The organism is Streptococcus sp. bf_0095 (assembly GCF_004166885.1).
Taxonomy (GTDB): domain Bacteria; phylum Bacillota; class Bacilli; order Lactobacillales; family Streptococcaceae; genus Streptococcus.
In genome coordinates this window covers 72,081-98,466 of sequence record NZ_RCYU01000002.1, presented here as the reverse complement: position 1 = coordinate 98,466, position 26,386 = coordinate 72,081, and the positions used below count along the sequence as shown (strand labels likewise).

The window sequence follows — 26,386 nt, the reverse complement described above, 5'->3', positions numbered from 1 at the left end:
CAGGTCTTTTCTTTGAGGAAAAGATTTCTTTTGATATACTAAGATTTATAAACAACAGAGGGGAGACCTCTGAAAAAAGGAGAAAAGTATGGATACATTATTTATTCCAGGCTGGTTGATAACAGGTCTCATTGTTGCTGTCATTATTGTAGTTTTGCTTGTAAAAGGCTACGTGAACGCTAAACCAAACGAAGTTGTTGTTATTACAGGTCTTCGGAAGCAACGCCACTTACGCGGGAAAGCTGGTTTTATGATTCCCTTTGTCGAACAACGCTCTTATCTTGATATTGAGCAATTCTCGACAGATGTTCGGACATCTGAAGCAGTCCCAACACTGGACTTCATTAACGTCCGTGCCGATGCAGCTGTTAAATTAAAAATCGGTACAACCGATGAGATGATTGCCCGTGCTGCAGAGAACTTCTTGAACTGGAATACGACAGATATTTCCAATTCTGTCCAAGATGTCTTGGAAGGAAACTTGCGGGAAGTGATCGGTCAGATGGAGCTCCGTAAGATGGTCAATGACCGTCAAGAGTTTGCCTCAAAGGTGCAAGACAACGTAGCGCCAGACTTGGCTAAAATGGGTCTGGAAGTCATCGCCTTTACGGTTCAATCTTTCTCTGATGAAGGGGGAGTCATTGATAACCTTGGTATCGAAAATGTTGAAACCATCAAGAAGGATGCCTTGATTGCTAAAGCCAAAGCAGAACGCGAGCGCAAAGAAGTAGAGGCGGAACAAGATAAGCTAGCCAACGACAAACGCGTCGCAGCCGACCTTGAAATCGCGCAAAAACAAAATGAGTTGAAACTCAAACAAGCAGCCCTCAAGCAAGAAGCAGATATTGCTCAAGCCAAGGCAGATGCTGCGAAAGGGATTGAGGCAGAAGTGCAACGTCGTGAACAAGAGCGCGTGGCAGCTGAAGCTAACATCATGAAACAAGAGAAAGAAGCGGAAGTTAAGGAACGCGAAGTTAAGGTTCGTGAGCAAGAATTGGATGCCAACATCCGTAAGCAAGCCGAAGCTGAAAAGTATGCTCGTCAACAAGCAGCCGAAGCAGAATTGATCGAACGCCAACGCAAGGCGGAAGCTGAACTTTTCGAAACACAAAAAGAAGCGGAAGCTCGGAAAGCTCAAGCCGAAGCAGAGAAATTTGCCCAATTGCAAGAGGCAGAAGCCATCGAAGCCAAAGGTCGTGCAGAAGCTGAAGCCATTCGCTTGAAACTAGAAGCCGAAGCCAAAGGTTTGGACCAAAAGGCAGAAGCGATGAAGAAAATGCAAGAAGCAGCCATTACTGAAATGGTCGTTGATAAGTTGCCTGAAATTGCGCGTGCTGTCGCTGAGCCATTGACCAAGGTGGATAAGATCACCATGTATGGTGAAGGAAACGCCTCTAAGATGGTGGGTGATATCATGCAAAGTATCGATCAAGTCTCTCAAGGAGCTGGATTTGATATCCGTCAATTACTAGCAGGAGCTCTTGGGGTCAATATGACGGTCAACAAACTCAAAGAAGGAGAACAACCGGTCATTGAAGCGGATGAATTAGCTTCAAAAGAAGATTAATGCCATTCATAAGTAAGTGTCTGAGAACTGTTTCTCGGGCACTTTTGTTTTTAAGATCAAATGACTTGTATGATCTTCTCTCTCTTGGAGAAGTGGGAAGCTATTTTCTACTTTCATTTGATGTCAAAAAATGGTAGAATATAGGCAAACTATAAAGAGGAGTGTCACATGACTAAAGCAAACTTTGGTGTTGTTGGTATGGCCGTAATGGGTCGTAACCTTGCCCTTAATATTGAATCTCGTGGATACACAGTTGCTATCTATAACCGTAGTAAAGAAAAAACAGAAGATGTTGTTGCTTGCCATCCTGAAAAGAACTTTGTGCCAAGCTATGATATCGAAAGCTTTGTAAACTCAATTGAAAAACCACGTCGTATCATGCTTATGGTTCAAGCAGGACCTGGTACAGATGCAACCATCCAAGCCCTTCTTCCACACTTGGATAAAGGCGATATCTTGATTGACGGAGGAAACACTTTCTACAAAGATACTATCCGTCGTAATGAAGAGTTGGCCAACTCTGGTATCAACTTTATCGGTACTGGTGTCTCTGGTGGTGAAAAAGGTGCCCTTGAAGGTCCTTCTATCATGCCTGGTGGACAAAAAGAAGCGTATGAATTGGTAGCAGACGTTCTTGAAGAAATCTCTGCCAAAGCACCAGAAGATGGCAAACCATGTGTGACTTACATCGGTCCTGATGGAGCTGGTCACTACGTGAAAATGGTCCACAACGGTATCGAGTATGGGGACATGCAATTGATCGCAGAAAGCTATGATTTGATGCAACACTTGCTTGGACTTTCAGCTCAAGATATGGCTGAAATCTTCACTGAGTGGAACAAGGGCGAATTGGACAGCTACTTGATCGAAATCACGGCTGACATCCTTGGACGTAAAGATGATGAAGGTCAAGATGGCCCAATCGTAGACTACATCTTGGATGCCGCAGGAAACAAGGGAACTGGTAAATGGACTAGCCAATCAGCGCTTGACCTTGGTGTGCCATTGTCACTCATTACGGAGTCAGTATTTGCCCGTTACATCTCTACATACAAAGAAGAACGTGTACACGCTAGCAAGGTGCTTCCAAAACCAGCTGCTTTCAAATTTGAAGGTGATAAGGCTGAGTTGATCGAAAAGATCCGTCAAGCCCTTTACTTCTCAAAAATCATTTCATACGCACAAGGTTTTGCACAATTGCGTGTTGCATCTAAAGAAAACAACTGGAACTTGCCATTTGCAGACATCGCTTCTATCTGGCGTGATGGCTGTATCATCCGTTCTCGTTTCTTGCAAAAGATCACGGATGCATACAACCGTGATGCAGACCTTGCTAACCTTCTTTTGGATGAGTACTTCTTGGATGTCACTGCTAAGTATCAACAATCTGTTCGTGATATCGTAGCTCTTGCTGTTCAAGCTGGTGTGCCAGTCCCAACCTTCTCAGCAGCTATCACTTACTTTGATAGCTACCGTTCAGCGGATCTTCCAGCGAACTTGATCCAGGCACAACGTGACTACTTCGGTGCTCACACATACCAACGTAAGGATAAAGAAGGTACCTTCCACTATTCTTGGTACGACGAAAAATAATTGTAGGTTATGACAAAGCGGATATTACTAGTAGAAAATGAAAAGAATTTAGCGCGCTTTATTGATTTAGAACTTCAGAAAGCAGGCTATGTAGTTGATTTGGTAGAACAAGGGGAACTCGCCTTGAAACTCCTGCAGGCTACAGAATATGATTTAATTCTTCTCAATTACGAACTAGAAGATATGAGTGGGGAAGAGTTTGCCCAGCGTCTGAGCAAGATTCGTCCTGCAGCAGTCTTGATTGTCTTGGATAGTCGTGAGAAAATTTCAGAGCATATGGAGAGTATCCAACGATTTGCAGTATCTTATGTCATCAAACCATTCGTGATCAGTGATTTGGTTGAGAAAATCATCGCTATTTTTAGAGGTCGTGATTTTATTGACCAACATTGTAATCAGATGAAAGCTCCTACTTCCTATCGAAATTTGCGTATTGATGTCGAGAATCATATGGTGTATCGGGGAGAAGAAGTGATTGACCTGACACGTCGAGAATATGACCTGTTAGCGACTTTGATGGGAAGCAAACATGTCCTTAGTCGGGAGCAACTCTTAGAGCGGGTGTGGAAATATGAGAGTACAGCAGAAACCAATATCGTTGATGTCTATATTCGCTATCTTCGTGGGAAAATAGATCTTCCAGGACAAAAGAGCTATATCAAAACTGTCCGAGGTGTCGGCTACCAAATGCAAGAATAACAACAATCCCTTTGATGAGAAATCTCAAAGGGATTTTTTTGTTTGTCAAAAAGGAAGAAAGAAAAATTTTTTAAAAAAATTTTTTTAAAATCTTGTGAAAGAAGCAAACGTTTGCCTGGATTACAGTATTTCCAAGGCCTTTGTATATAATGTTTGTGAATTAAAAATTTACATGTAAGGGCTTTACAAAAAGAAAAAAAGTGGTATAATAGTAAGTGAAATATGCAAACGTTTTCTCGTATTGCGGGCATTTCAATTTTATAAGGAGGTCGAATGATGAATAAACAATCATTCAAAAGTCTATTAAGCTTTGAATTTTGGCAAAAATTCGGTAAAGCGTTGATGGTGGTCATTGCAGTTATGCCGGCGGCAGGTCTGATGATCAGTCTTGGTAAAACCATTGCAATGATTAATCCAGAACTTGGTTTCTTGGTAACTACCGGTGGTGTTCTTGAACAGATCGGTTGGGGGGTTATCGGAAACCTCCACATCCTCTTTGCTCTCGCTATCGGTGGTAGCTGGGCGAAAGAACGTGCGGGTGGGGCCTTTGCAGCAGGTCTATCCTTTATCCTGATTAACCGGATCACTGGTGTGATGTTCGGTGTAACAGGAGATATGCTGAAAGATCCAGAAGCGAAGGTGAAAACACTTCTTGGTGGATCTATCAAGGTTGCTGATTACTTCACGAGTGTGTTAGAATCACCTGCCTTGAATATGGGAGTTTTCGTTGGGATTATTGCCGGTTTTGTAGGGGCAACAGCCTTTAACAAATACTACAACTACCGCAAGTTACCAGATGCCCTATCATTCTTTAACGGGAAACGCTTTGTTCCATTTGTCGTTATCCTTCGTTCTGCAATTGTGGCTCTTATCTTGTCATTCTTATGGCCAGTAGTCCAAACAGGAATTAACAACTTTGGTATTTGGATTGCTAACTCAAAAGAGACTGCTCCAATCTTAGCACCATTTGCTTTCGGTACCTTGGAACGTCTCTTGCTTCCATTTGGTCTTCACCACATGTTGACTATCCCAATCAACTATACTCAATTGGGTGGTACTTATGAAGTGTTAACTGGTGCAGCAAAAGGCACTCAAGTATTTGGTCAAGATCCACTTTGGTTGGCTTGGATTACAGACTTAGGAAATACAAAAGTTTCTGACCCTGCTACTTACCAACACTTGTTGGATACTGTCACACCTGCTCGTTTCAAAGTGGGACAAATGATCGGTTCATTCGGTATCTTGATGGGGGTTGCCCTTGCCATTTACCGTAATGTAGACCCTGATAAGAAACACAAATACAAAGGGATGATGATTGCGACTGCTCTTGCAACCTTCCTCACAGGGGTTACAGAACCAATCGAGTACATGTTTATGTTCGTAGCAATGCCTCTTTACCTCGTTTATGCAGTGGTACAAGGTGCAGCCTTCGCGATGGCAGATATCGTCAATCTCCGTGTCCATTCATTTGGATCAATTGAGTTCTTGACTCGTACACCAATGACCATTAAAGCTGGTATTGGTATGGATATCATTAATTTCATCTGGGTAACTGTACTTTTTGCAGTGATCATGTACTTCATTGCAAACTTCATGATCCAGAAATTTAACTACGCAACTCCTGGACGTAATGGAAACTACGAACAAGCTGAGGGTGGTGCAGAAGAGTCTGAAACTTCAGGTTCAAGTAAAGTGGCTGCTGCTTCTCAAGCGGTTAACATCATTAACCTTCTTGGTGGTCGTGCCAATATCATCGATGTAGATGCATGTATGACTCGTCTTCGTGTTACTGTTAAAGACGAAACTAAAGTCGGAACAGAAGAACAATGGAAGGCTGAAGGAGCAATGGGACTTGTCATGAAAGGACAAGGTGTCCAAGCGATTTACGGTCCAAAAGCGGACGTCTTGAAATCAGATATCCAAGATTTGTTAGACTCAGGTGAAGTGATTCCTGAAACTCTTCCAAGTCAAAAGACAGCGGTTCAACAAGCAGAAGTTGCCTTTAAAGGGGTGACGGAAGAAGTTCACTCAGTTGCTGAAGGACAAGTCATTGAATTAGAAAAAGTTCAAGATCCAGTCTTCTCACAAAAAATGATGGGTGACGGATTTGCAGTTGAACCAGCAAATGGTCAGATTGTTTCACCAGTAGCTGGTAAGGTGACAAGCGTCTTCCCTACCAAACATGCGCTTGGTTTGGTAACAGAATCTGGTCTTGAAGTCCTCGTTCATATCGGTCTTGATACTGTAAGTTTGGAAGGTAAACCTTTCACAGTGAAGGTAGAAGAAGGCCAAACAGTGGCAGCGGGAGACCTATTGGTAGAAGCAGATTTGGATGCTATTCGTGAAGCTGGACGTGCAACTTCAACAGTTGTAGTCTTCACAAATGGTGCAGCAATTAAATCTGTTACTCTTACACAAACTGGTCAACTTCCAGCAGATGCTGTGGTTGCTAAGGTTGAATTATAATCTATGAGAGTTATTCCTTGTATCTATTGGATACAGGGAATTCTCTATTAGGAGAGTAGGATCATGAAATTTTTAACTTTAAACACTCATAGTTGGATGGAAGAAAATCCCCAACAAAAATTTGAGGACTTATTAAAAGACATTCTTGAAAAGCAATACGACTTGATTTGTTTCCAAGAAATTAATCAGACCATCGAAAGTCCAGTTGTTCCTGTTAATGACTTGTACCATCCAACTCCTTCTTCGGAGCCGATCCATCAGGATCACTATGTTCGTTGTTTAGTTGAAAAATTAGAAGAAGAAGGATTGAGCTACCACTGGACCTGGGCTTATAACCATATCGGCTATGACCGTTATCATGAAGGTGTGGCGATTCTATCGCGTACCCCAATCCAGGCAAGCGAACTCTTGGTTTCAGATGTGAATGATCCAACAGATTATCATACACGACGGATTGCCATTGCAGAAACCCAAGTTGATGGGAAAGACATTGCTGTTGCCAGTGTTCACCTCTCTTGGTGGGACAAAGGCTTCCAGCAAGAGTGGGCGCGTTTAGAAGAACGCTTTAGCCAATTGCAAAAGCCTTTGATTTTAGCTGGGGACTTTAATAATCCAGCTGGGCAAGAAGGTTATGAAGCCATTTTAGCGAGCCCGCTAGCTCTTCAAGATAGCTTTATTGAAGCTCGCCAGACCAAGGGGACTTACACTGTAGGTCCTGGAATTGATGGATGGGATGATAATCAAGTACCCTTGCGGATTGATTATATTTTCACCTCAAAAGAATGGGTTATCGAACGGCTAGAAGTTGTGTTTGATGGTTCTAGTCAGCCTCTCGTCAGCGACCATTATGGTTTGTCAGCTGACTTGTATTTACCATAATATTCAAATCCCTATCCCTCCAGGAGGCTAGGGATTTTCTTTATTTCCCTTGCTTTCACTTTAGCCCTAAATATGATAGAATAAAGTATTAAGAAACGATAAGGAGGGTGTCCATGCGGTGTCCAAAATGTGGCGGAAATAAGTCTAGTGTTGTAGATAGTCGCCAGGCAGAAGATGGAAAAACGATTCGTAGAAGAAGAGAATGTGATGAATGTCATCATCGCTTCACCACTTATGAACGAGTAGAAGAGCGGACTCTTGTTGTGGTGAAAAAAGATGGCACCCGGGAACAGTTTTCTAGAGATAAAATATTTAATGGGATTATTCGATCTGCTCAGAAACGTCCCGTGTCGAGTGACGAAATTGAGGAAATTGTGGGGCGAATCGAACAAAAGATTCGTAGTCAGAGTGAAAATGAGATCCAGAGTGACTATATCGGATCACTTGTCATGGACGAGTTAGCAGAATTGGACGAAATTACCTATGTTCGATTTGCGAGTGTCTATCGTAGTTTCAAGGATGTTGGTGAATTGGAAAGTCTCTTAAAGCAGATTACCAAAGGAACGAAGAAGAAAAAGGAAAAATAGATGAATCCCAATACTTCATTTTCTTTCTTGAAGAATAATTATTTAGCGCCTACAGGAGCCTCTTTCACGCATCTGTATGGACCAATATTAGGTGTTCAAGCAAGTCAATTATATACTTTTCTGCTGAGTCTCTATGATCAGGGGAAAGAAAAACGGCTGATTGCTGTTGTTTTAAATCATTTGGATCTAGGTTTCGCTCATTTTCTCGAAAGTCTAGACCGTTTGATTGCCATGAATTTACTAGAGGTTTTTGAGACAGATGAAGGAATTCAGTTCCGATTTTTGGCTCCGCTAGAAGCAGATCAATTTTTCGCGAATATCGCTTATCAGAAGTTGCTGGAGAAAAAAATAGGAGAAGCAGCAGTTCGTGACTTGCTTCCTGAAAAACCAGAGGGAGAGAAACGGAAGGTGAACTTTGCCTCTATTTTTGGGATTGATGGTGTTTCGACCCCTCAGAGGAAAGTATCTTCCTTCAGTTTAGAGCACTTTAAACAATTAATGGTACGGGATGGCCTTCGTTTTGAGAACGAACAAGAGGACCTCTTAGTTCTTTATGCCATCACCGAAGAGAAGAATTGGACTTGGTACGAGACCTATCTGTTGGCCAAGGAGACAGCGGTTAATTTGGTCATTTCGACCAAACGGATGAGACAAAAACTGACCCAAGAGCCACAAGAAAAAGGTAAGGATGAGTTCACTCCGCAGGAAAGGGCCATTATCCGGGAAGCTAAAAATAAGACCAGTCGTCAATTTTTAGCAGGAATAAAAAAAGCGCGTAAGGCTGTTGTGACCCAATCAGAACGCCAAGTAATTTCTGACTTGGCCCGTTTAGGCCTGTTAGATGAAGTTATAAATGTGATCTTGTTGTTTACCTTTAACAAGGTTGCTTCCGCCAATCTCAATGAAAAGTATGCCTTAAAAGTTGGAAATGACTTTGCTTATGAGGGGATAAAGACGGCTGAGGAGGCCGTTCTGAAGATCCGCCAGCGCCAAGACTCCCATTTACAAAAAGCAAAAGAGAAAGTAGCTAAGAGTGGGTCAGCGACAGGAAAGACCAATGTTCCGAAGTGGAGTCAGCCTAACTATACCAATCAGACTAGCCAAGAAGAACAGGCTAATCTGGAACAACAAAAACGAGCCTTGCTCGAGAAATTAAATCAAGGAGGGGAGTAAATGGAGAGCGTAGGGAAAACCATGTCCCAGATGAATCGATCACAGCAGTTCAATTATGAAGAATTGGTAGCTCAAATTCTCGCCGAACCTGAGATTGCAACCTTTATTCAAAAGGAGGGTTTATCGGATGTAGAAATCCGTCGTAGCATTTCCAAATTTAACCAATACATCAGTGAGCGCAATCGCTTTGTCCTTGGGGATGCAGATTATATTGCAAGAGGGTATAAGCCTGTTTTAGTCATGAATGAAGGTTATGCGGATGTTTCCTATGAGGAGACACCTGAATTAATCGAGGCACAAAAACAAGCCGCTATCAATAGACGCTTGCAGCTGATCAACTTACCAAGCACCTTGAAGGAAGCTTCCTTAGCGAAAGTCGACTTGGATGATCGTGGGCGTTTTGGAGCCTTTGAAGAGTTGGCCAATTTTGTTGCTTCCTATCCTCAAGCTCGTAAAGGGATTTTTCTATATGGAGATTTTGGAGTTGGGAAAAGCTATATGATGGCAGCTCTTGCTCATGACTTGTCTGAAAAACGTCAGGCTTCCTCCACCATTCTACATTTCCCAAGCTTTGTCATCGATGTCAAAAATGCCATTAATACAGGTCAGGTTAAAGAGATGTTGGATCAGGTCAAGAAGGCTGAAATTTTGATTCTTGATGATATTGGGGCAGAGCAAATGTCGCCTTGGGTCCGGGATGAAGTCTTGCAAGTGATTTTGCAACATCGGATGCAGGAGATTCTTCCAACCTTCTTTACTTCGAATTTCAACTTTGAAGATTTGGAACGTCATTTTGCTACATCTCGGAATGGAGATGAGACTTGGCAAGCCAAACGTGTCATGGAGCGAATCAAGTTCCTTGCTAAAGAAGTCCGCCTAGAAGGAGAAAATCGCCGATGAATCCTGTTATTGATTTGATGAAATCTCATTCCTCTGTCCGTCGCTTTAAGGAGGAGGACATCAAAGAGGAAGACCTTCAAGCAATCCTAACAGCAGGACAGATGGCTTCCTCTTGGAAGAACTTCCAGTCTTATTCCATTATCTTAGTGAGAAGCCAGGAAAAGAAAGAGGGGCTCTATCAATTCGTCCCTCAGGAGGCAATTCGTCAATGCTCTGTTTTCTTACTGTTTGTAGGAGATCTCAACCGAGCTGAAAAAGGGGTTCGAATGCATACGGATCAATTCCATCCAGAAGGACCAGATAATTTATTGATTACTTCTGTAGATGCGGCCTTGGCAGGTCAGAATACCTTGCTAGCTGCTGAAAGTCTAGGCTACGGAGGAGTCATTATTGGCTTGGTTCGGTATGAAGCGGCTGAAGTGGCCAAACTATTTAACTTACCAGACTACACCTATCCTGTCTTTGGGATGGCTTTAGGAGTGCCAAATCAGAACCATCCTGTGAAGCCCCGCCTTCCTTTGGAAGCTGTTGTATTTGAGGAAAGCTATCAAGTGCAGACTCCTGAGGTGATTGAAGCCTTTGACCAAGTACAGACTGCCTATGCTGGAGCACGGGCAACAGATACTTGGAGTCAACGCTTGGCTGCCCAATTTGGACAGGAGGAACCAGCTGCTACGGCAGAGTTATTAAAGAAACACCAACTAGAAAAATAAGAGAAAAGAGGATAACATGGCTTTACCTACTGTTGCCATTGTAGGACGTCCTAATGTCGGGAAATCCACGCTCTTTAACCGGATTGCCGGTGAGCGGATCTCCATTGTCGAGGATGTCGAAGGAGTTACTCGGGACCGTATTTATGCAACGGCGGAGTGGCTCAACCACCAATTTAGTATTATCGATACTGGCGGGATTGATGACGTGGACGCACCTTTCATGGAGCAAATCAAGCACCAAGCTGAGATTGCCATGGATGAAGCCGACGTCATTGTCTTTGTAGTATCTGGAAAAGAAGGGATTACCGATGCGGATGAATATGTCGCTCGGATGCTCTACAAGACTCACAAACCAGTCATTTTAGCGGTCAATAAAGTGGATAATCCAGAGATGCGAACTGACATCTATGATTTCTACGCTCTTGGCCTGGGCGAACCCTTGCCAGTGTCATCTGTGCACGGGATTGGTACAGGGGATGTCTTGGATGCCATCGTTGAAAACCTTCCGACGGATCGGGAGCCAGAAAATCCAGATGTCATCAAGTTCAGCTTGATTGGCCGCCCTAATGTCGGAAAATCTAGTCTGATCAATGCCATCCTTGGGGAAGACCGCGTCATTGCCAGTCCTGTAGCAGGAACTACGCGAGATGCGATTGACACCCATTTCACCGATGCAGAAGGCCAAGAGTACACCATGATTGATACAGCCGGAATGCGGAAATCTGGTAAGGTCTATGAAAATACAGAGAAATATTCTGTGATGAGGGCTATGCGGGCTATCGATCGCTCGGATGTGGTCTTGATGGTCTTGAACGCAGAAGAAGGAATCCGCGAGTACGATAAGCGGATTGCCGGATTTGCCCATGAAGCTGGAAAAGGGATGATCATCGTGGTCAATAAGTGGGATACCCTTGAAAAGGATAACCACACCATGAAGCAATGGGAAGATGATATTCGAGATCAATTCCAATACTTATCTTATGTACCTATTATCTTTGTCTCTGCTTTGACCAAGCAACGCTTGCACAAGCTACCAGATATGATCAAGCAGATCAGTGAGAGCCAAAATACACGGATTCCTTCAGCTGTCTTGAACGATGTCATCATGGATGCCATTGCCATTAATCCGACACCGACAGATAAAGGAAAACGTCTAAAAATCTTCTATGCGACTCAGGTTGCTACCAAGCCACCAACCTTTGTGGTCTTTGTCAATGAAGAAGAACTCATGCATTTCTCTTATCTTCGTTTCTTGGAAAATCAAATTCGGAAAGCCTTTGTCTTTGAAGGGACCCCGATTCACTTGATCGCTCGGAAACGGAAGTAGGGCTTTATGAAAATTTTGAAACAAGGACTCCTTCTTGTTATCACAGTTTTTGTATTTCTGGGACTGACAGCTTGTAGCCTTGAAAGAGAAGAAACCTATGAGAAAAAATTTAAAGACAGTATTGTTCGAGTGACTATTCGACATAGATCCAATCAAATGATCTCTGAAGAGTTTTGGGCTGATAATTTTAATGTACATATTGAAGATGACTCTGAATTCGAATATATAAAAAAAGAGATTGTTGATCCCAAAAAAGGCATTTCGGGCTATACAACAGATGTGAGTCGGACGAAAGAGGGTGGACTGATGGTTCATACCAAGATCGTCTACCAAGACTTAGATGTTGAAGCCTTCAATAAAGCCAATGATGAGAAAAAAACGATTGGAGAACTGGCCGACTATTCAGACCATATCAAAAATTTCAAAAAAGAAGGCTATAAGAGAATAAAATAAAAGGAACACACTTGGTGTTCCTTTTAGAATGTAAACAAACCATTATTAACATAAAATAGCTAGCTATTTTTCAAATAATGACTTTTATTTTTGGAGTCATTCAAGTAGATCTGAAACTTTCCGCCGTGAGAAAAGTGCTAGAAACAAGATTGTTTCTAGCACTCGGGAGTTTTGGAACCTTGGGTCCAAAACTAAGTCATGGAACTTCATAGAAGTTCCATGACGTCCGTACTCACCTAAGGGAAGTTTCTAAGAATAACTCTTCTTTAATTTGAATGGAAAAAGAAAAGTGGAGTAGGTGATAGTAAAATCAGGCATTGAATTCTTCACAATTCTTTGTCTTTTTTTTCTATTTTAGAGGGGATATGATATAATAAAGGGATAAACATAAGGTGGTAAATATGGCAAAATTAATTCCTGGGAAAATCCGTTCAGAAGGAATCCTTCTCTATGAAAACGGGAAAGTATCCCTACAGGAAATGAAGAATCAGTACCTCTATTTCAGAATTGACAATGAGTCCCTCCGCTATAGTCTAGATGATCAAGCAATTTTTTGTAGTTGTGAGTTTTTCCAGAAGAAAAAATTCTGTGTGCATTTAGCCGCAGGAGAAGCCTTTTTAAAAAATGATGAAGAAGGGAAGGAACTCTTGCTTGGTTTAGAGCAAGATGCAACAGAAAGTCAAGAAACAAAGGAAAAAGTATCTTTTGGAAGTTTGTTTTTAGATCAAGTCCTACCAAAAATTGAAAGCAAGGAAGTCCGTTTTGGTCTCTCAGCAACCGGTCATGTAGACGACTATTCCGGTCAGTTTTTGTGGACCCTTCGTATCTATCGCAGACCGGATGAGAGATCTTATGTGGTGCGGGATGTTGTAGCTTTTTTGCAAGCCATCAGAAAACAGTCCCATTTTGCGATTGGAAAAAGTTATTACGAGCCGATTTCCTACGCAGCATTTGACCCTGAAAGTCGTGCCTTAATTCGATTCTTAGAAGGCTTGTTATCGGGAGATACGGTGCATGATGCCCTCTTCTTTCCAAATGGGGGTCGTCATCTTTACTTTCCAATGAGTTTCTTTGAAGAAGCTGTGCAATTATTGATGGACCTACCGTCCTTTACCCTTGAAGTCGGACTGGATACCTATCAGGAAGTATTCTTTCAAGAACTTCAGGAAGATTCAGGCTTGTTTTCTTTCCAAGTAGTGGAAATGAAGGAGTTTATCGAACTACAGGTCCAAGTGGCTTCCTATAAAATGGTGGAAGGTCGCTTTCTTTTGGCAAATGGCCATTTTTATCAAATATCACCGCTTCAAAAGATTTTGATTGAGGCTGTGCAGAGTTTACCCCTCTCCAGTGATCAGAAAAGACATGTTCAATTTGATTTGTCTGATCAGACCAAATTAACCTATAGCTTAGAGCAATTCAGGAAAATTGGTGAGGTGAAAGCACCAAGTAATTTCTATATTCACGATTTTCAACCTCACTTTGCTTTTGATTTATCGGAGCAAGGAGAAGTGCTGCTGGATCTAGTTTTTGTCTACGAGGACCGTATCGTTCGCTCTGAGAAAGAACTTAAGGATCTGCCTTATTCCAGTAATTTTGATAAGGAACGTTTGGTTTTTGAAACCATCTTGACAGCTGGCTTTACCAATCAATTTCAAACCAAACGAGCTCCTCTCCTTCCCAAGCAGATCTATCCCTTCTTTCAGCAGACCCTTCCCTTGTTTGAAGAACTGGGAGAGGTCGAAGTTTCGGATAAGTTGTTAGATCTGTATCAGATTGAAAAGCCAAAGATTGCCATTCAAACCAGTGGTCGTCTCCTTGAGATTGGTTTTGAATTTGACTCCATTGATCCCTCTGAGGTTGAGCAAGTGATGAGTGCCTTGGTTGAGAAGAATGACTATTATATCAGTCAATCAGGAAAGGTTCTAATCTTTGATGAAGAAACCAAGCGGATCAGTCAGACTTTATTGAATCTTCGTGCAAAGAAGACAAAAACAGGTCAGTTACAAACCAATCGCATTGCAGCCTTCCAGCTCTCCCAGTTATTTGAGTCAGCTGACAATGTCCAATTTTCTGAAGAGTTTCGTCACTTGGCTCATGACTTGATTCATCCAGAGCAATTTCCTTTGGGTGAGTTGCAAGTGACAGCTAAACTTCGAGATTATCAGGAAGTCGGAGTCCGCTGGCTATCCATGCTCAATCACTATGGCTTTGGGGGGATTTTGGCAGATGATATGGGACTTGGAAAGACCCTCCAGACCATTGCCTTTCTCTCGAGTGTTGCGACGGCGGATTCTAAGATTTTGATCTTAGCTCCATCTAGTCTAATCTATAATTGGAAAGAGGAGTTCGAAAAGTTTGCTCCACAAATGGAAGTGGAGGTTATCTATGGCCTCAAAGCAAGTCGCGACGAGGTGATTGCAAGCAACCCTCAGGTAGCGATTACCAGTTACGCTTCCTTCCGCCAGGACGTAGAGCAATACGAAAAAAATCAGTACCAATACCTCATCTTGGATGAAGCCCAGGTCATGAAAAATTCCCAAACCAAGATTGCCCAATATTTACGGAAATTCGATGTTCCTCATACCTTTGCTTTGTCAGGAACGCCAATAGAAAACCATGTAGAGGAACTCTGGTCGATTTTCCAAATTGTGCTTCCTGGTTTGTTTCCGGGTAAAAAAGAATTTAAACAATTGAGTCCAGAGACTATTTCTCAATACGTCAAGCCCTTTATCATGAGACGGAAAAAAAGTGAAGTCTTGCAGGAGCTTCCGGATTTGATTGAGATGACCTATAAGAATGAATTGGCTGACGATCAAAAAACGATCTATTTAGCCCAGTTGAAGCAAATGCAAGACCGCATTCTAAGCTCTTCTGAAGAGGAACTCAATCGCAGTAAGATGGAAATCTTATCTGGTTTGATGCGTCTTCGTCAGATTTGTGATACTCCATCCCTCTTTTTAGAGGACTATACTGGAGAAAGTGGGAAGCTGGATAGCCTTCGAGAATTGCTAGAGCAGATCAAAGATGGAAACCAACGAGTGTTGATCTTCTCACAATTTAGGGGCATGTTGGATATCATTGAAAAAGAGTTGGATGCTTTGAAGATGACTTCGTTTAAAATCACAGGATCTACGCCAGCTAATGAGCGACAAGATATGACTAACGCCTTTAACTCCGGTCAAGGGGATGCCTTTCTCATTTCCTTGAAGGCAGGTGGAGTTGGCTTGAATTTGACAGGTGCTGACACGGTTATTTTGGTTGACCTATGGTGGAACCCTGCGGTAGAAGATCAAGCCATTGGCCGTGCCCATCGAATGGGACAAGATAAGAATGTTGAGGTCTACCGGATGATTACTCGAGGGACCATCGAAGAAAAAATTCAAGAGCTCCAGACTAGCAAACGTCATTTAGTTTCTACCATATTAGATGGCACCGAAACGCGCTCCAGCCTTTCTATTGAAGAAATTCGGGAAATTTTGGGTATTTCGGTAGAATAACTTGAAAAATTAAATGAATAGTTTATAATTAATGAAGTGTCGAAAGGAAGAAATAGGATGACGGATAAGCAGTTTCCTCAAGTAGCAGATGATGAATTGATGCTAACTCAAATGCCCCATATGAATTTATATGATGATGGGGACTTCATTAGTAATATTCTTGGGGAGTATACAGATAAAAACTATTTAGAATGGGAGCCAATTGCTACTGGAAAGGTAGCAGAGCAACCTTATCAAAAAAATCTACAAAAATCCCTTCAAAAACCATTTGAAGTGCCTAAGTCAAGAAGGCAGCCGATGACTCCTGATTTCAAGGAGCCTGTTGATAAAAAGAGCCCGGCGAATCGCTACGCAGAAGAAGCTCGGGAAGCAGCGCGTGCTGATTTGAAAAAGAAGCGGACGGCTCCGTATTTGACGGCGGATATTGCATCTAAGCCTAATCGTAAGAAATTCACCCCTTCTTTCATGCCAAAAGTGAAGCCAACAGCTCCTTTTCAAAAAGAAAATCCAGGTGAATTGATCAAATATGGCGAGCGACTGAAACAAGAGCAATTGATCCTTTTAGAAGGGGCTGAGAAAGTTCCAGTTCAAGAATCCCATCAAGAAGAGAAACCAAAAAAGAACAATTATGATTTCTTGAAAAAGAGTCAAATCTATAACAAGGATCAACAGAACATTCCAACGAGACCTATTAAACAAGAACTCAATGTGACCAATCTGGACTAGCAGGAGGAGAAACTATGTCAAAAACATTTCATTTTATCGGAATAAAAGGAGCTGGTATGAGTGCCTTGGCTCTCATGCTCCATCAGATGGGACACACTGTACAAGGATCTGATGTAGAGAAATATTACTTTACTCAAAGAGGTCTGGAGCAAGCAGGGATTACCATCCTACCATTCAGCGAAGAAAATCTTACTGGGGATCAAATCTTGATTGCTGGAAATGCCTTTAAACCTGAAAACAACGTAGAGATTGCTTATGCAGATGCTCAAGGCTACACCTATCAACGCTACCATGAATTCTTGGGTGAATTTATGCGTGATTTTGTCAGCATGGGAGTAGCAGGAGCTCACGGGAAAACTTCTACTACAGGGATTTTGTCCCATGTCTTGTCTAATATCACAGATACCAGCTATTTGATTGGTGATGGAACTGGCCGTGGTTCCAAAGGTGCTAAGTACTTTGTCTTTGAATCAGATGAGTACGAACGTCACTTCATGCCTTACCACCCAGAGTATTCGATTATCACCAATATTGATTTTGACCATCCTGATTACTTTACTGGCCTAGAAGATGTTTTCAATGCCTTCAATGATTATGCCAAACAAATCTCCAAAGCCTTGTTCATCTATGGTGAAGATCCTGAGCTTCGTCGGATTACAGCTAAGGCTCCGATTTACTACTACGGATTTGAAGAAGAAGGCAATGATTTTGTAGCCAGTGATCTCTTGCGTTCTACTACGGGATCAACCTTTAGTGTTCACTTCCGTGGAGAAGATTTGGGACAATTCCAAATCCCATCCTTTGGACGTCACAATATCATGAATGCAACAGCAGTTGTCGGCTTACTTTATATCGCTGGGTTCGATCTTGATTTAGTTCGGGAACACTTAAAAACTTTTGGCGGGGTCAAACGTCGCTTTACAGAAAAGATTGTCAACGATACCGTCATCATCGATGACTTTGCCCACCATCCAACTGAAATTATTGCCACTTTGGATGCAGCCCGTCAAAAATACCCAAGTAAGGAAATCGTAGCGGTCTTCCAACCTCATACCTTTACTCGGACGATTGCCCTCTTGGATGAGTTTGCGGATGCCTTGAATCAGGCTGATGCGGTGTACTTGGCACAGATTTATGGATCAGCCCGTGAAGTGGATCATGGGGATGTCAAAGTTGAAGATCTAGAAGCGAAAATTATTAAGAAATCAGGTGTGATTACAGCTGAAAACGTTTCTCCACTTTTGGATCATGACAATGCCGTTTATGTCTTCATGGGAGCAGGAGATATTCAGACCTATGAATATTCATTTGAACGTTTACTTGGGAACTTGACCAATAACGTTCAATAAGGAGATACCATGCAACCAAGCGTTAGGATTCGGTTTGCTAAAGAAAATGATTGGGATGAGATCGAGCAGATCACGTCCCAAAATTTTTCTTTTCAAAGAGAGAAGTTGCAAGAACTGAATGGGTTTAGGACCCTGGTCTTAGAATTTGAAGGGCAAGTGATTGGAAGTTGCCTGATTCAGATGGAGGATCAGTTCGAGAATCCCTCTTTAAAATTATTGTGGTTGGAAATTCTTCCAGACTTTAGAAAACAAGGCTTTGGTACCTTGTTACTGGCCTCACTCAAGTCTCTTGTAGCTCAAGAATCCTTGTTAGAGATTCATGTGACCTGCCAGGAAGAGTTGATTCCGTATTTTGAAATGAATGATTTTCAACTAGAGATAGAGGATAAGGAAGAAGGAGTGGAGGGCTATCACCTAATGTGGCACCTATCCCTATAGAAAGGAAGAAAAATGAACATTCGTCGCGCAACGATTGAGGATTTAGAAGCCATTTTTGCCATAGAACTGGAAAATTTTAGTCCAGAAGAGGCAATAGATAAGACGGTGCTTGCAAAACATATTGACGTTTTTTCTACTAGCTTTTTGGTCGCTGAAAAAGATGGCCAGATCCTAGGCTATCTAGAAGGACCCGTTACTCAAAAGCGATATGTCGATGACCGCTCTTTTACAACAGAAGTAAAGGATGAGTCCTATCTACCAGGTGGTTTTATTACCCTTACGAGTCTTTCGATTTCTCAGTCTGCCCAAGGCTTAGGAGTTGGGAAAGCCCTACTTGAAGCCATGAAGAATCTTGCCTTAGAAGAAGGACGGGAAGGGGTTAGTTTGACCTGTCATGATTACTTGATTGGGTATTATGAAAGGAACGGCTTTGTAAACGAAGGACGCTCGGCCTCTAACTATGCTGGGGAAGTCTGGTACGATTTAGTATGGGAGGTCCCATCAAGTAAGTGATCAATAGGATTTAAGACCCTCAAGCCTCGTTCCTATTGCTTTTCTATCCCTTTTAAGATATAATATTAAGGATTATGACAAGGGGGGTCAAGTATTTGACTGAAAACCAACAAGAGAATGAAAAATTATTAAGCTTCAAAGAGCGGATTCTCCGTGATCTTGAAGAAGCCAATAAACAGATTGTACAGGTTGAAAAAGAAGTTGACTTACCTGTTCAAGAAATTTCTATTCCAGAGAACCAAGAAGACGAGACGGAAGGGGCGCTTTCTGAGCTTGTGTCGGAAGAGTCCGAAGTTCAGGAAACCGTAGAGATTCCAGAGGAAGTAGAAAAAGTAGAAGTACCAGAGGTTACAGAGGTTCCTGCAATTCAGGAAGTAGCCGAAGAGAACCAAGAAGAAACACCTCTACCAATCGAAGAGCCAACTCGAGAATCAGAAAGCTCAAGTCAGCCTGTGGCTGTTTCGAGAAAAGAAACACCTGTATCTAGTGTTTCGCGCAAGGATCGGGATCAACGCGTTCAGAAAAAGAAAAAGCAGAACACCATTGCGAAGCGGATCGTCTTGACAGTTCTAGGAATTCTTTTTGTCTTAATGGTTGCAACTGGAATTTTTGCAGTGACCTATGTTCAATCTAACTTAAACGCTATGGATGCCAAGGCTACAGAGTTTGTAACCGTTGAAATTCCTGCTGGTTCTAGCAATCGTGAAATTGGGACTATTTTGGAGAAAAAAGGCTTGATTAAGAATGGCCAGTTCTTCAACTATTACACCAAGTTCAAGAATTATGGGAACTTCCAATCCGGTTATTTCAATCTTCAAAAGAGTATGGATCTCGATACCATTATTCAAAAATTGCAAGAGCAAGGAACTAAAACTCCGGAACCACCAGTCTTAGGAAAAATTACCATTCCTGAGGGCTACACAATTGATCAAATCGCGGAAGTGGTTTCTGTGGATGCGAGCTCCAAATCTGGTGCCAAGACTCCATATACGCAAGAAGAATTCCTAAAAGTCATCCAAGATGATGCCTTTATTGAAAAGATGGTAGCCAAATATCCTAAGTTACTCGCAACCTTGCCGTCCAAAGAAAGTGGCGTACGCTATCGCTTAGAGGGCTATCTCTTCCCAGCTACTTACGGTTATGGAAAAGATAGTAAAATGGAAGATCTTGTAGACCAAATGTTAGCTGCAATGGACCAAAATCTTTCAGCCTACTATGACACTATGGAAGCTAAAAATATTGATGTCAATGAGGCATTGACTCTGGCTTCTTTGATTGAAAAAGAAGGCGCTACAGATAAAGACCGCAAGGATATTGCCAGTGTCTTTTATAACCGTTTGAATCAAGATATGCCTCTTCAAAGTAATATTGCCATCTTGTACGCACAAGGTCAATTAGGCAAGAAGACGACTCTTAAAGAAGACGCAACGATTGACACCAATATTGATTCACCTTATAATATCTACAAGAATACTGGTTTGATGCCTGGTCCAGTAGATAGTCCTGGGCTATCTGCAATTGAAGCAGCTGTCAACCCAAGCAAGACAGACTACCTCTACTTTGTCGCAAATGTAGAGACAGGGGAAGTCTATTTTGCGAAAACTTTTGAGGAACACACTAAAAACGTGGAAGAACACGTGAATAGCAAATTAACAGAAAGCAGCTCAAACTAAGGAGGATGTGGCATGCCACACCTTTTTAGTTCGAAAAAAATAATAGAAAAGAGAAATAAATATGGCAGAAAAAACCTATCCAATGACCCTTGCTGAAAAGCAAAAGTTAGAACTTGAATTAGAAGAATTGAAATTAGTTCGTCGTCCAGAAGTTGTAGAGCGGATTAAAATTGCTCGTTCATACGGAGACCTTTCAGAAAACAGTGAATACGAAGCAGCTAAAGACGAACAGGCTTTTGTTGAAGGGCAAATCTCCAGCCTAGAAACAAAGATTCGCTATGCTGAAATTGTAGATAGTGATGCTGTCGCTGTTGATGAAGTAGCGATTGGAAAAACAGTCACTGTGCAAGAAATTGGTGAAGACGAAGAAGATGTCTACATCATCGTTGGTTCAGCTGGAGCAGATGCTTTTGCTGGTAAGATCTCAAATGAAAGTCCAATTGGTCATGCCTTAATTGGTAAGAAAACAGGGGATACTGTGACGATTGAAACTCCAGCAGGAAGCTACCAAGTGAAAATCTTGAACGTTGAAAAAACAGAATAAAAAGAGAGTGGGACAGAAATCGGTCATTCGTTAGAATTCGATTTCGTCGTCCCACCTCCGCACAGTTGAGTAGGGCTGTAAAAGCTGATGAAAGCAGCGTAGTAGAGCCCACTCAACCACTGCGTCTTGCTCGACAATCCAAAGACAATTGAGAGGCTAGGACTTTTGTCCTAGCCTCTTTTTTTATAGTAATGGAAAAGGCCGAGATATTATCTCGGCCTATTTGTATGTATTAGTTACGGTTGCGTTGTTTTCCAGCGTTTCGTTTTTTGTTTCCGTTAGTTGGAAGGGAACGTTGAGCGTTGGCTGGATTGGTAGGTGTGATATCTTTTTTTACGCGATGTCCATTGGATGCTGGAGCTTTTGGAGGATTGTTTTTATATTCCTCAGCTACTTGTTTCCGCAATCTTGGACGGATGAGGTAGTTGATGACAAATTGTTGAATAATTTGTACAAAACCACCGACTACCCAGTAGAGGGTTACACCAGCTGGTGCCATCAAAGAGAAGACTGCAATCATAATTGGACTCATGAGAGCCGTTTTCTTCATAGTTTCTCTTTGGGTTTCATCTTCGATACCATGGAGAGAGAGCATGCTTTGAATGTAGTAAAGAACAGCAACAACTAAGGTTAAAGCCAGACTTTTTGAACCGAGATCAATGCCAAGGAAACTGCTCTTGTTGACTCCTGGAGTATATTGAGCTGCAAAATAAAGAGCTGAGAAGAATGGCATTTGAATCAACAAGGGCAAGCATCCAATACCGCCGAATGGGCTGACGCCGTTTTCTTTTTGGGCATTCATCAATTCAGAGTTGGCAAGAAGTTTTTCTTCTTGAGTCTCTGCATTTTTGATGCGTTCTTGAATCGGTGCAAAGATCGGTTTGAGGTAGTTCATCTTTTCTGATTGGTAGGTTGCCTTCCAAGATTGATAAATACCTAGAGGGAAGATGATGATTCGAACGATTACGGTTACTAGGATAATCCCTAAACCAAAGCCAAGTCCAAGATCCGTCGCAAAGAAATTGATGGCTTCTCCCATTGGTTTTCCAATGAGATTCCAGACGAAACCGGTCGGTTGTTTGGTCGTCTTGTCAATGCTGACACATCCCGTTAAGAGGAGGAGGGCAGACAAGCTGAGGGCTGCAAGTAGATAACGTTTATATTTTTTCACGAGTTTTTATCCTTTAATTTTAAATAATACCTTTCTATTCTACTGTTTTTTTATCAAATTAACAATAGTTCTCTGGACTTAATTTGAAATTTTAAAATCTTTGTAGGGTTCGAAGTTTGCCAGATGGACGTCCAGATAAGAAACTTTGGAAAAAGGAGTAGGACCTTTTCGTATTTCTTGGATAAATTTGGCCATGAGGGCATTGTCTTCACAGGCGGCAAGGATAGTGACTGTGCCGTCATCATTGTTCCAGACCCGACCTGTAATGCCTCCGATTTCTAATGCTAAGCTATAAACTCCCCAGCGAAAGCCAACACCTTGGACCCGACCTTGGGCTGTCATTTCAACTTTTTGCATGCTTGTTCTCCTTGTGATTGAATTCCTACTCAGGACGGAGAAGCTCCTCCTGTGAATGTGGTATAATAGTCTTATGAATATTATAACCTCTAAGTCCAATAATGGGATTAAAAAAGTTAAAAAACTTCATCAAAAAAAATACAGAACAGACTCCTACCTCATCGAAGGATGGCATCTTTATGAAGAAGCTGTCAATCATCAGGCACCGATTGAACAAGTCTTTGTTTTGGAAGAGTTTGTAGATAAGATCAAGATAGATGCGAAGGTGTCCATCGTATCTCCTGAGGTTTTAGCAGAAATTTCTGATTCAAAAAGTCCTCAAGGAATTGTGGCTGAAGTCAAGATAAATCCGATCCACCATCTTCAGCTGACCCAAGGAAGGTATTTGTTGTTAGAGGATGTCCAAGATCCAGGCAATGTTGGAACCATGATTCGGACTGCTGATGCAGCAGGCTTTGACGGAGTGTTTTTAACCGATCAATCTGCGGATTTGTATAATATGAAAACCTTGCGCTCCATGCAGGGAAGTCATTTTCATCTTCCTGTTATCCGTTTAAACAGAGAGCAACTCTTGACAGGTATTAAAGAGAGCCAGCTCCCCATCTATGCGACCACCTTATCCAAGGACTCCGTTGACTATAAGAAAGTGGAAAAAGTCCCTGCTTTTGTGCTGGTCATGGGGAATGAAGGACAAGGTATTAGTGACCAGATGGCTGAGAAGGCAGATCAGCTGATTCATATCTCGATGCCGGGTCAAGCAGAAAGTCTGAATGTCGCAGTTGCAGCAGGGATTTTAATGTTTTCTATGATTTAAGAAGAGTGAGCTAGTTAGATTTAAGGAGGTAAGACTTGTGTATCAGAAAGATAAAGAATATATGGCTGAAGTGGGGCATTTGATTCAACACCCAAAACTTCAAAAATTAAAGGAAATTCCGCATCATATTCACTCCAATCGTTTGGAGCATTCTATTCATGTTAGCTACACTAGTTACCGCATTTCTAAGAAGATGGGCTGGGATACCAAAAGTACAGCGAGAGGAGCTCTTCTGCACGATCTTTTTTACTATGATTGGCGCCAAGTCAAATTCAATAAGAGCCATGCTTGGGTCCATCCACGAATAGCTGTACGAAATGCAAAAAAGATAACAAGCCTCAATAAAAAAGAAGAGGATATCATCCTCAAACACATGTGGGGATTGACGCTTGCTCCACCACGTTACAAAGAATCTTTCCTCGTGACCATGGTCGATAAGTACTGGGCTATCAAAGAAGCCTCAGAACCAATGAGAAAAAAGTGGTCAAAGAGGAGACTTTTCCATCGAAAAATGTTAAAATCATAATAATTTAAGTTTGAAAGGAATGATTGATTATGAATCAACAAACCGTTATCCACGAACAAAGTGGCCTTAATAGCTTTTATAGCAAAATTTATTCTCTAGTCGGAGTTGGAGTTGGAATCTCAGCTGTTGTATCAGCTTTGATGATGACCCTTTTCCAAGAAACCTTCATGTATATTCTAATTCAGGCTCCATGGGTCTACTATATTGCCATTGCCGTTGAATTGATTTTAGTCCTTGTCGCTTCTAGACAATCGGTGAAAAACAATCCCATGGCCTTGCCTCTCTTTTTAACCTATTCCGCTTTGAATGGTTTTACCTTGAGTTTTATCATTGCTCGCTATGCTCAAGCGACAGTTTATAAAGCTTTTGTAGTCAGTGCCTTGATGTTCTTCATCATGTCAGCGATTAGTCGTGTGACCAAAAAAGACTTGTCTGGAATGGGACGAGCCTTTATGGGAGCCTTGATTGGTATCATCATTGCTTCAATTGCGAATATTTTCTTACAAAGCTCTGGTATGGATTATGTCCTTAGCATCCTTTGTGTGATTATCTTTGCAGGTTTGACTGCTTGGGATAATCAAAAGATTCGTTATGTCTATGAACAATCCAATGGTCAACCAACCAATGGTTGGGTAGTTGCCTTGGCTTTGGAACTTTATCTTGATTTTATCAACTTGTTCATCAATATCTTACGTATTTTTGGACGCAATGATTAATAGAAAGAGCCGGGGAACCGGCTTTTTTTGTTGGAAAACTTGTGATATACTAAAGAAAATTGATAGAAATGAGAATCTTCAAATGAAACGTCCATTTATTAGCAGGGAGAAATTAAAACAAATTACTGAAACCTATCCAACTCCCTTTCACCTATATGATGAAGCTGGGATCCGGCAGACAGCTCGTGCCCTCCATCAAGCTTTTTCTTGGAATCCAGGTTTTAAAGAGTATTTCGCTATCAAAGCAACCCCTAATCCAGCCATCCTAAAAATCCTAAAAGAAGAAGGATGTGGCGTGGATTGTGCTAGCTATGTGGAATTGTTGATGGCTCAAAAATTAGGATTTACGGGCCAAGAGATTATGTTTTCTTCGAATAATACGCCGGCTGAAGAGATGGTCTTTGCCCGTCAACTAGGAGCGACTATCAACTTGGATGCCTACGAAGATGTAGCTTTTTTACAGTCAGTTGCGACTCTACCGGAGGTTATCTCTTGCCGCTATAATCCAGGAGGGGTGTTTGAACTGGAAACGGATATCATGGATCACCCTGAGGAGGCTAAGTTCGGCATGACCAAGGAGCAATTGATCCGAGCCTTCCGTGAGTTAAAAGACTTGGGGGTTAAGCGCTTTGGAATCCATGCCCTCTTGGCTTCGAATACCATCTCTAATGATTACTATCCAGAATTGGCTAAGCAATTATTCCAGTTGGCTGTAGAAGTTGTTGAAAAGACAGGGGTGACTTTGGATTTTGTCAACCTTTCTGGAGGGGTTGGAGTGAACTACAAACCAGAAGACCAGCCGAATGACATCGCTGTGATTGGGGAGGGGGTTCGTCGTGCTTACGAGGCTATTTTAATCCCTGCTGGCTTAGATCAAGTAAAAATTTATACGGAATTAGGCCGCTTCATGTTGGCACCACATGGCTTGTTAGTCACCCATGTCACCCATAAGAAGCAGACTTATCGGACCTATCTAGGAGTAGATGCTTCGGCTGTCAACCTCCTCCGTCCTGCTATGTACGGGGCCTACCACCATATCACCAATCTCGATCGTCCAGAAGGTGAGACAGAAGTAGTCGACATTGTTGGTAGTTTGTGTGAAAACAATGACAAATTTGCCAAGAATCGGGAGTTTCCTATCTCTGAGATTGGGGATCTCTTGGTCATCCATGATACAGGAGCGCATGGTTATTCCATGGGCTATCAGTACAATGCCAAGCTTCGCTCTGCCGAGATTTTATTAGAAGAATCGGGCCAAGCTCGTCTCATCCGACGGGCCGAAAAACCAGAGGATTACTTTGCAACATTGTATGGCTTTGACTTTGAAAAATAGGGCCTTTTTGGTATAATAGAAAATGTGTAAATATTGAATTTAGGAGAAAAACACTTATGTCTACATTTTTGACAATTTTATTGATTATCCTTGCTTTCTTTGGTGGGATGTTGGCAGGTATGTACCTACTTCGCAAGCAGTTTGAAAAAGAATTTGCATCAAACCCACGTTTGAATGTTGAAGCGGTTCGTACCTTATTGGGAGCTAGCGGTCAACGTCCAAGTGAAGCGAAGGTACAACAAGTTTACCGTCAAATTTTGAACCAACAAAAAGCATCTTTGAATACGAAGAAGAAATAAAAGCAAGACTGATTACACAATAAAATAAGTAGGGGGACTTTAAGATTTTTCTTAGTCCCTTGTTTTGAAAGGA

Annotated in this window: 25 protein-coding genes; 23 read left to right on the top strand and 2 right to left on the bottom strand. The window is 41.9% G+C overall.

Annotated features, from left to right (window positions below; genetic code table 11):
* The first annotated feature begins 88 nt into the window (after positions 1–88).
* The 18 genes from EAI95_RS05160 (at position 89) to greA (ending at position 21,097) form a co-directional block, all read left to right on the top strand.
* Positions 89–1,567, top strand: a complete 1,479-nt coding sequence (locus tag EAI95_RS05160; protein WP_023027165.1) for a flotillin family protein — start codon at positions 89–91, stop codon at positions 1,565–1,567.
* A gap of 168 nt (positions 1,568–1,735) precedes the next feature.
* Positions 1,736–3,160 (top strand): NADP-dependent phosphogluconate dehydrogenase, encoded by a 1,425-nt coding sequence (gndA, locus tag EAI95_RS05155; RefSeq protein ID WP_006151777.1) that lies wholly within the window; start codon positions 1,736–1,738, stop codon positions 3,158–3,160.
* A gap of 9 nt (positions 3,161–3,169) precedes the next feature.
* Positions 3,170–3,859, top strand: coding sequence for a response regulator transcription factor (locus EAI95_RS05150; RefSeq protein ID WP_129822395.1), 690 nt, complete (start codon positions 3,170–3,172; stop codon positions 3,857–3,859).
* 276 nt (positions 3,860–4,135) lie between these two features.
* Positions 4,136–6,325: a PTS transporter subunit IIBC gene (locus tag EAI95_RS05145; protein ID WP_129822618.1), complete on the top strand. Its 2,190-nt coding sequence runs from the start codon at positions 4,136–4,138 to the stop codon at positions 6,323–6,325.
* Positions 6,326–6,388: 63 nt separating this feature from the next.
* A complete protein-coding gene (locus tag EAI95_RS05140; RefSeq protein ID WP_129822394.1) occupies positions 6,389–7,204 on the top strand; it encodes an endonuclease/exonuclease/phosphatase family protein in 816 nt (271 codons plus the stop codon).
* Positions 7,205–7,317: 113 nt separating this feature from the next.
* A complete protein-coding gene (gene nrdR / locus EAI95_RS05135; protein ID WP_006595763.1) occupies positions 7,318–7,791 on the top strand; it encodes a transcriptional regulator NrdR in 474 nt (157 codons plus the stop codon).
* Complete coding sequence (locus tag EAI95_RS05130; RefSeq protein WP_129822393.1) at positions 7,792–8,964, top strand: DnaD domain protein; 1,173 nt, start codon at positions 7,792–7,794, stop codon at positions 8,962–8,964.
* Positions 8,965–9,864 (top strand): primosomal protein DnaI, encoded by a 900-nt coding sequence (gene dnaI, locus EAI95_RS05125; RefSeq protein ID WP_023024133.1) that lies wholly within the window; start codon positions 8,965–8,967, stop codon positions 9,862–9,864. It abuts the gene before it with no gap.
* Positions 9,861–10,577 carry an NADPH-dependent oxidoreductase gene (locus tag EAI95_RS05120; protein ID WP_129822392.1) on the top strand — a complete coding sequence of 239 codons (717 nt, stop codon included), beginning with the start codon at positions 9,861–9,863 and terminating at the stop codon, positions 10,575–10,577. The genes dnaI and EAI95_RS05120 overlap by 4 nt, the downstream gene beginning before the upstream one ends.
* Positions 10,578–10,593: 16 nt before the next feature.
* On the top strand, positions 10,594–11,904 hold the full coding sequence (gene der, locus EAI95_RS05115) for a ribosome biogenesis GTPase Der (RefSeq protein ID WP_129822391.1): 1,311 nt from the start codon (positions 10,594–10,596) through the stop codon (positions 11,902–11,904).
* Positions 11,905–11,910: 6 nt separating this feature from the next.
* A complete protein-coding gene (locus tag EAI95_RS05110; RefSeq protein WP_129822390.1) occupies positions 11,911–12,357 on the top strand; it encodes a hypothetical protein in 447 nt (148 codons plus the stop codon).
* Positions 12,358–12,758: 401 nt separating this feature from the next.
* The gene (locus EAI95_RS05105) at positions 12,759–15,854 is read left to right on the top strand and encodes a DEAD/DEAH box helicase (RefSeq protein WP_129822389.1); all 3,096 of its coding nucleotides are present in this window, start codon (positions 12,759–12,761) and stop codon (positions 15,852–15,854) included.
* A gap of 57 nt (positions 15,855–15,911) precedes the next feature.
* On the top strand, positions 15,912–16,580 hold the full coding sequence (locus tag EAI95_RS05100) for a hypothetical protein (protein ID WP_023024127.1): 669 nt from the start codon (positions 15,912–15,914) through the stop codon (positions 16,578–16,580).
* 14 nt (positions 16,581–16,594) lie between these two features.
* Complete coding sequence (murC, locus tag EAI95_RS05095; RefSeq protein WP_129822388.1) at positions 16,595–17,929, top strand: UDP-N-acetylmuramate--L-alanine ligase; 1,335 nt, start codon at positions 16,595–16,597, stop codon at positions 17,927–17,929.
* 9 nt (positions 17,930–17,938) lie between these two features.
* On the top strand, positions 17,939–18,367 hold the full coding sequence (locus tag EAI95_RS05090; protein ID WP_129822387.1) for a GNAT family N-acetyltransferase: 429 nt from the start codon (positions 17,939–17,941) through the stop codon (positions 18,365–18,367).
* Positions 18,368–18,379: 12 nt separating this feature from the next.
* A complete protein-coding gene (locus EAI95_RS05085) occupies positions 18,380–18,880 on the top strand; it encodes a GNAT family N-acetyltransferase (protein ID WP_129822386.1) in 501 nt (166 codons plus the stop codon).
* A gap of 74 nt (positions 18,881–18,954) precedes the next feature.
* Positions 18,955–20,553, top strand: coding sequence for an endolytic transglycosylase MltG (gene mltG, locus EAI95_RS05080; RefSeq protein WP_129822385.1), 1,599 nt, complete (start codon positions 18,955–18,957; stop codon positions 20,551–20,553).
* A 61-nt stretch (positions 20,554–20,614) separates the two neighbouring features.
* On the top strand, positions 20,615–21,097 hold the full coding sequence (gene greA, locus EAI95_RS05075; RefSeq protein ID WP_006595775.1) for a transcription elongation factor GreA: 483 nt from the start codon (positions 20,615–20,617) through the stop codon (positions 21,095–21,097).
* A gap of 232 nt (positions 21,098–21,329) precedes the next feature.
* On the opposite strand, the gene yidC is transcribed toward greA, so the two are convergent.
* Entirely contained in the window at positions 21,330–22,268 is a 939-nt protein-coding gene (yidC, locus tag EAI95_RS05065) for a membrane protein insertase YidC (RefSeq protein ID WP_023024119.1), read from the bottom strand.
* Positions 22,269–22,346: 78 nt separating this feature from the next.
* On the bottom strand, positions 22,347–22,625 hold the full coding sequence (locus tag EAI95_RS05060) for an acylphosphatase (protein ID WP_023024118.1): 279 nt from the start codon (positions 22,623–22,625) through the stop codon (positions 22,347–22,349).
* Between the two features lie 73 nt (positions 22,626–22,698).
* Between EAI95_RS05060 and EAI95_RS05055 the strand changes: the two genes are divergently transcribed.
* The 5 genes from EAI95_RS05055 (at position 22,699) to EAI95_RS05035 (ending at position 26,313) form a co-directional block, all read left to right on the top strand.
* Positions 22,699–23,439, top strand: coding sequence for an RNA methyltransferase (locus tag EAI95_RS05055; RefSeq protein WP_023024117.1), 741 nt, complete (start codon positions 22,699–22,701; stop codon positions 23,437–23,439).
* Between the two features lie 61 nt (positions 23,440–23,500).
* Positions 23,501–23,965 (top strand): HD domain-containing protein, encoded by a 465-nt coding sequence (locus tag EAI95_RS05050; protein ID WP_117744891.1) that lies wholly within the window; start codon positions 23,501–23,503, stop codon positions 23,963–23,965.
* A 29-nt stretch (positions 23,966–23,994) separates the two neighbouring features.
* Positions 23,995–24,681, top strand: coding sequence for a Bax inhibitor-1/YccA family protein (locus tag EAI95_RS05045; protein WP_129270194.1), 687 nt, complete (start codon positions 23,995–23,997; stop codon positions 24,679–24,681).
* Positions 24,682–24,763: 82 nt separating this feature from the next.
* Entirely contained in the window at positions 24,764–26,014 is a 1,251-nt protein-coding gene (locus EAI95_RS05040; RefSeq protein ID WP_129822384.1) for a diaminopimelate decarboxylase, read from the top strand.
* A 56-nt stretch (positions 26,015–26,070) separates the two neighbouring features.
* Complete coding sequence (locus EAI95_RS05035; protein WP_006595782.1) at positions 26,071–26,313, top strand: YneF family protein; 243 nt, start codon at positions 26,071–26,073, stop codon at positions 26,311–26,313.
* Positions 26,314–26,386 lie beyond the last annotated feature (73 nt).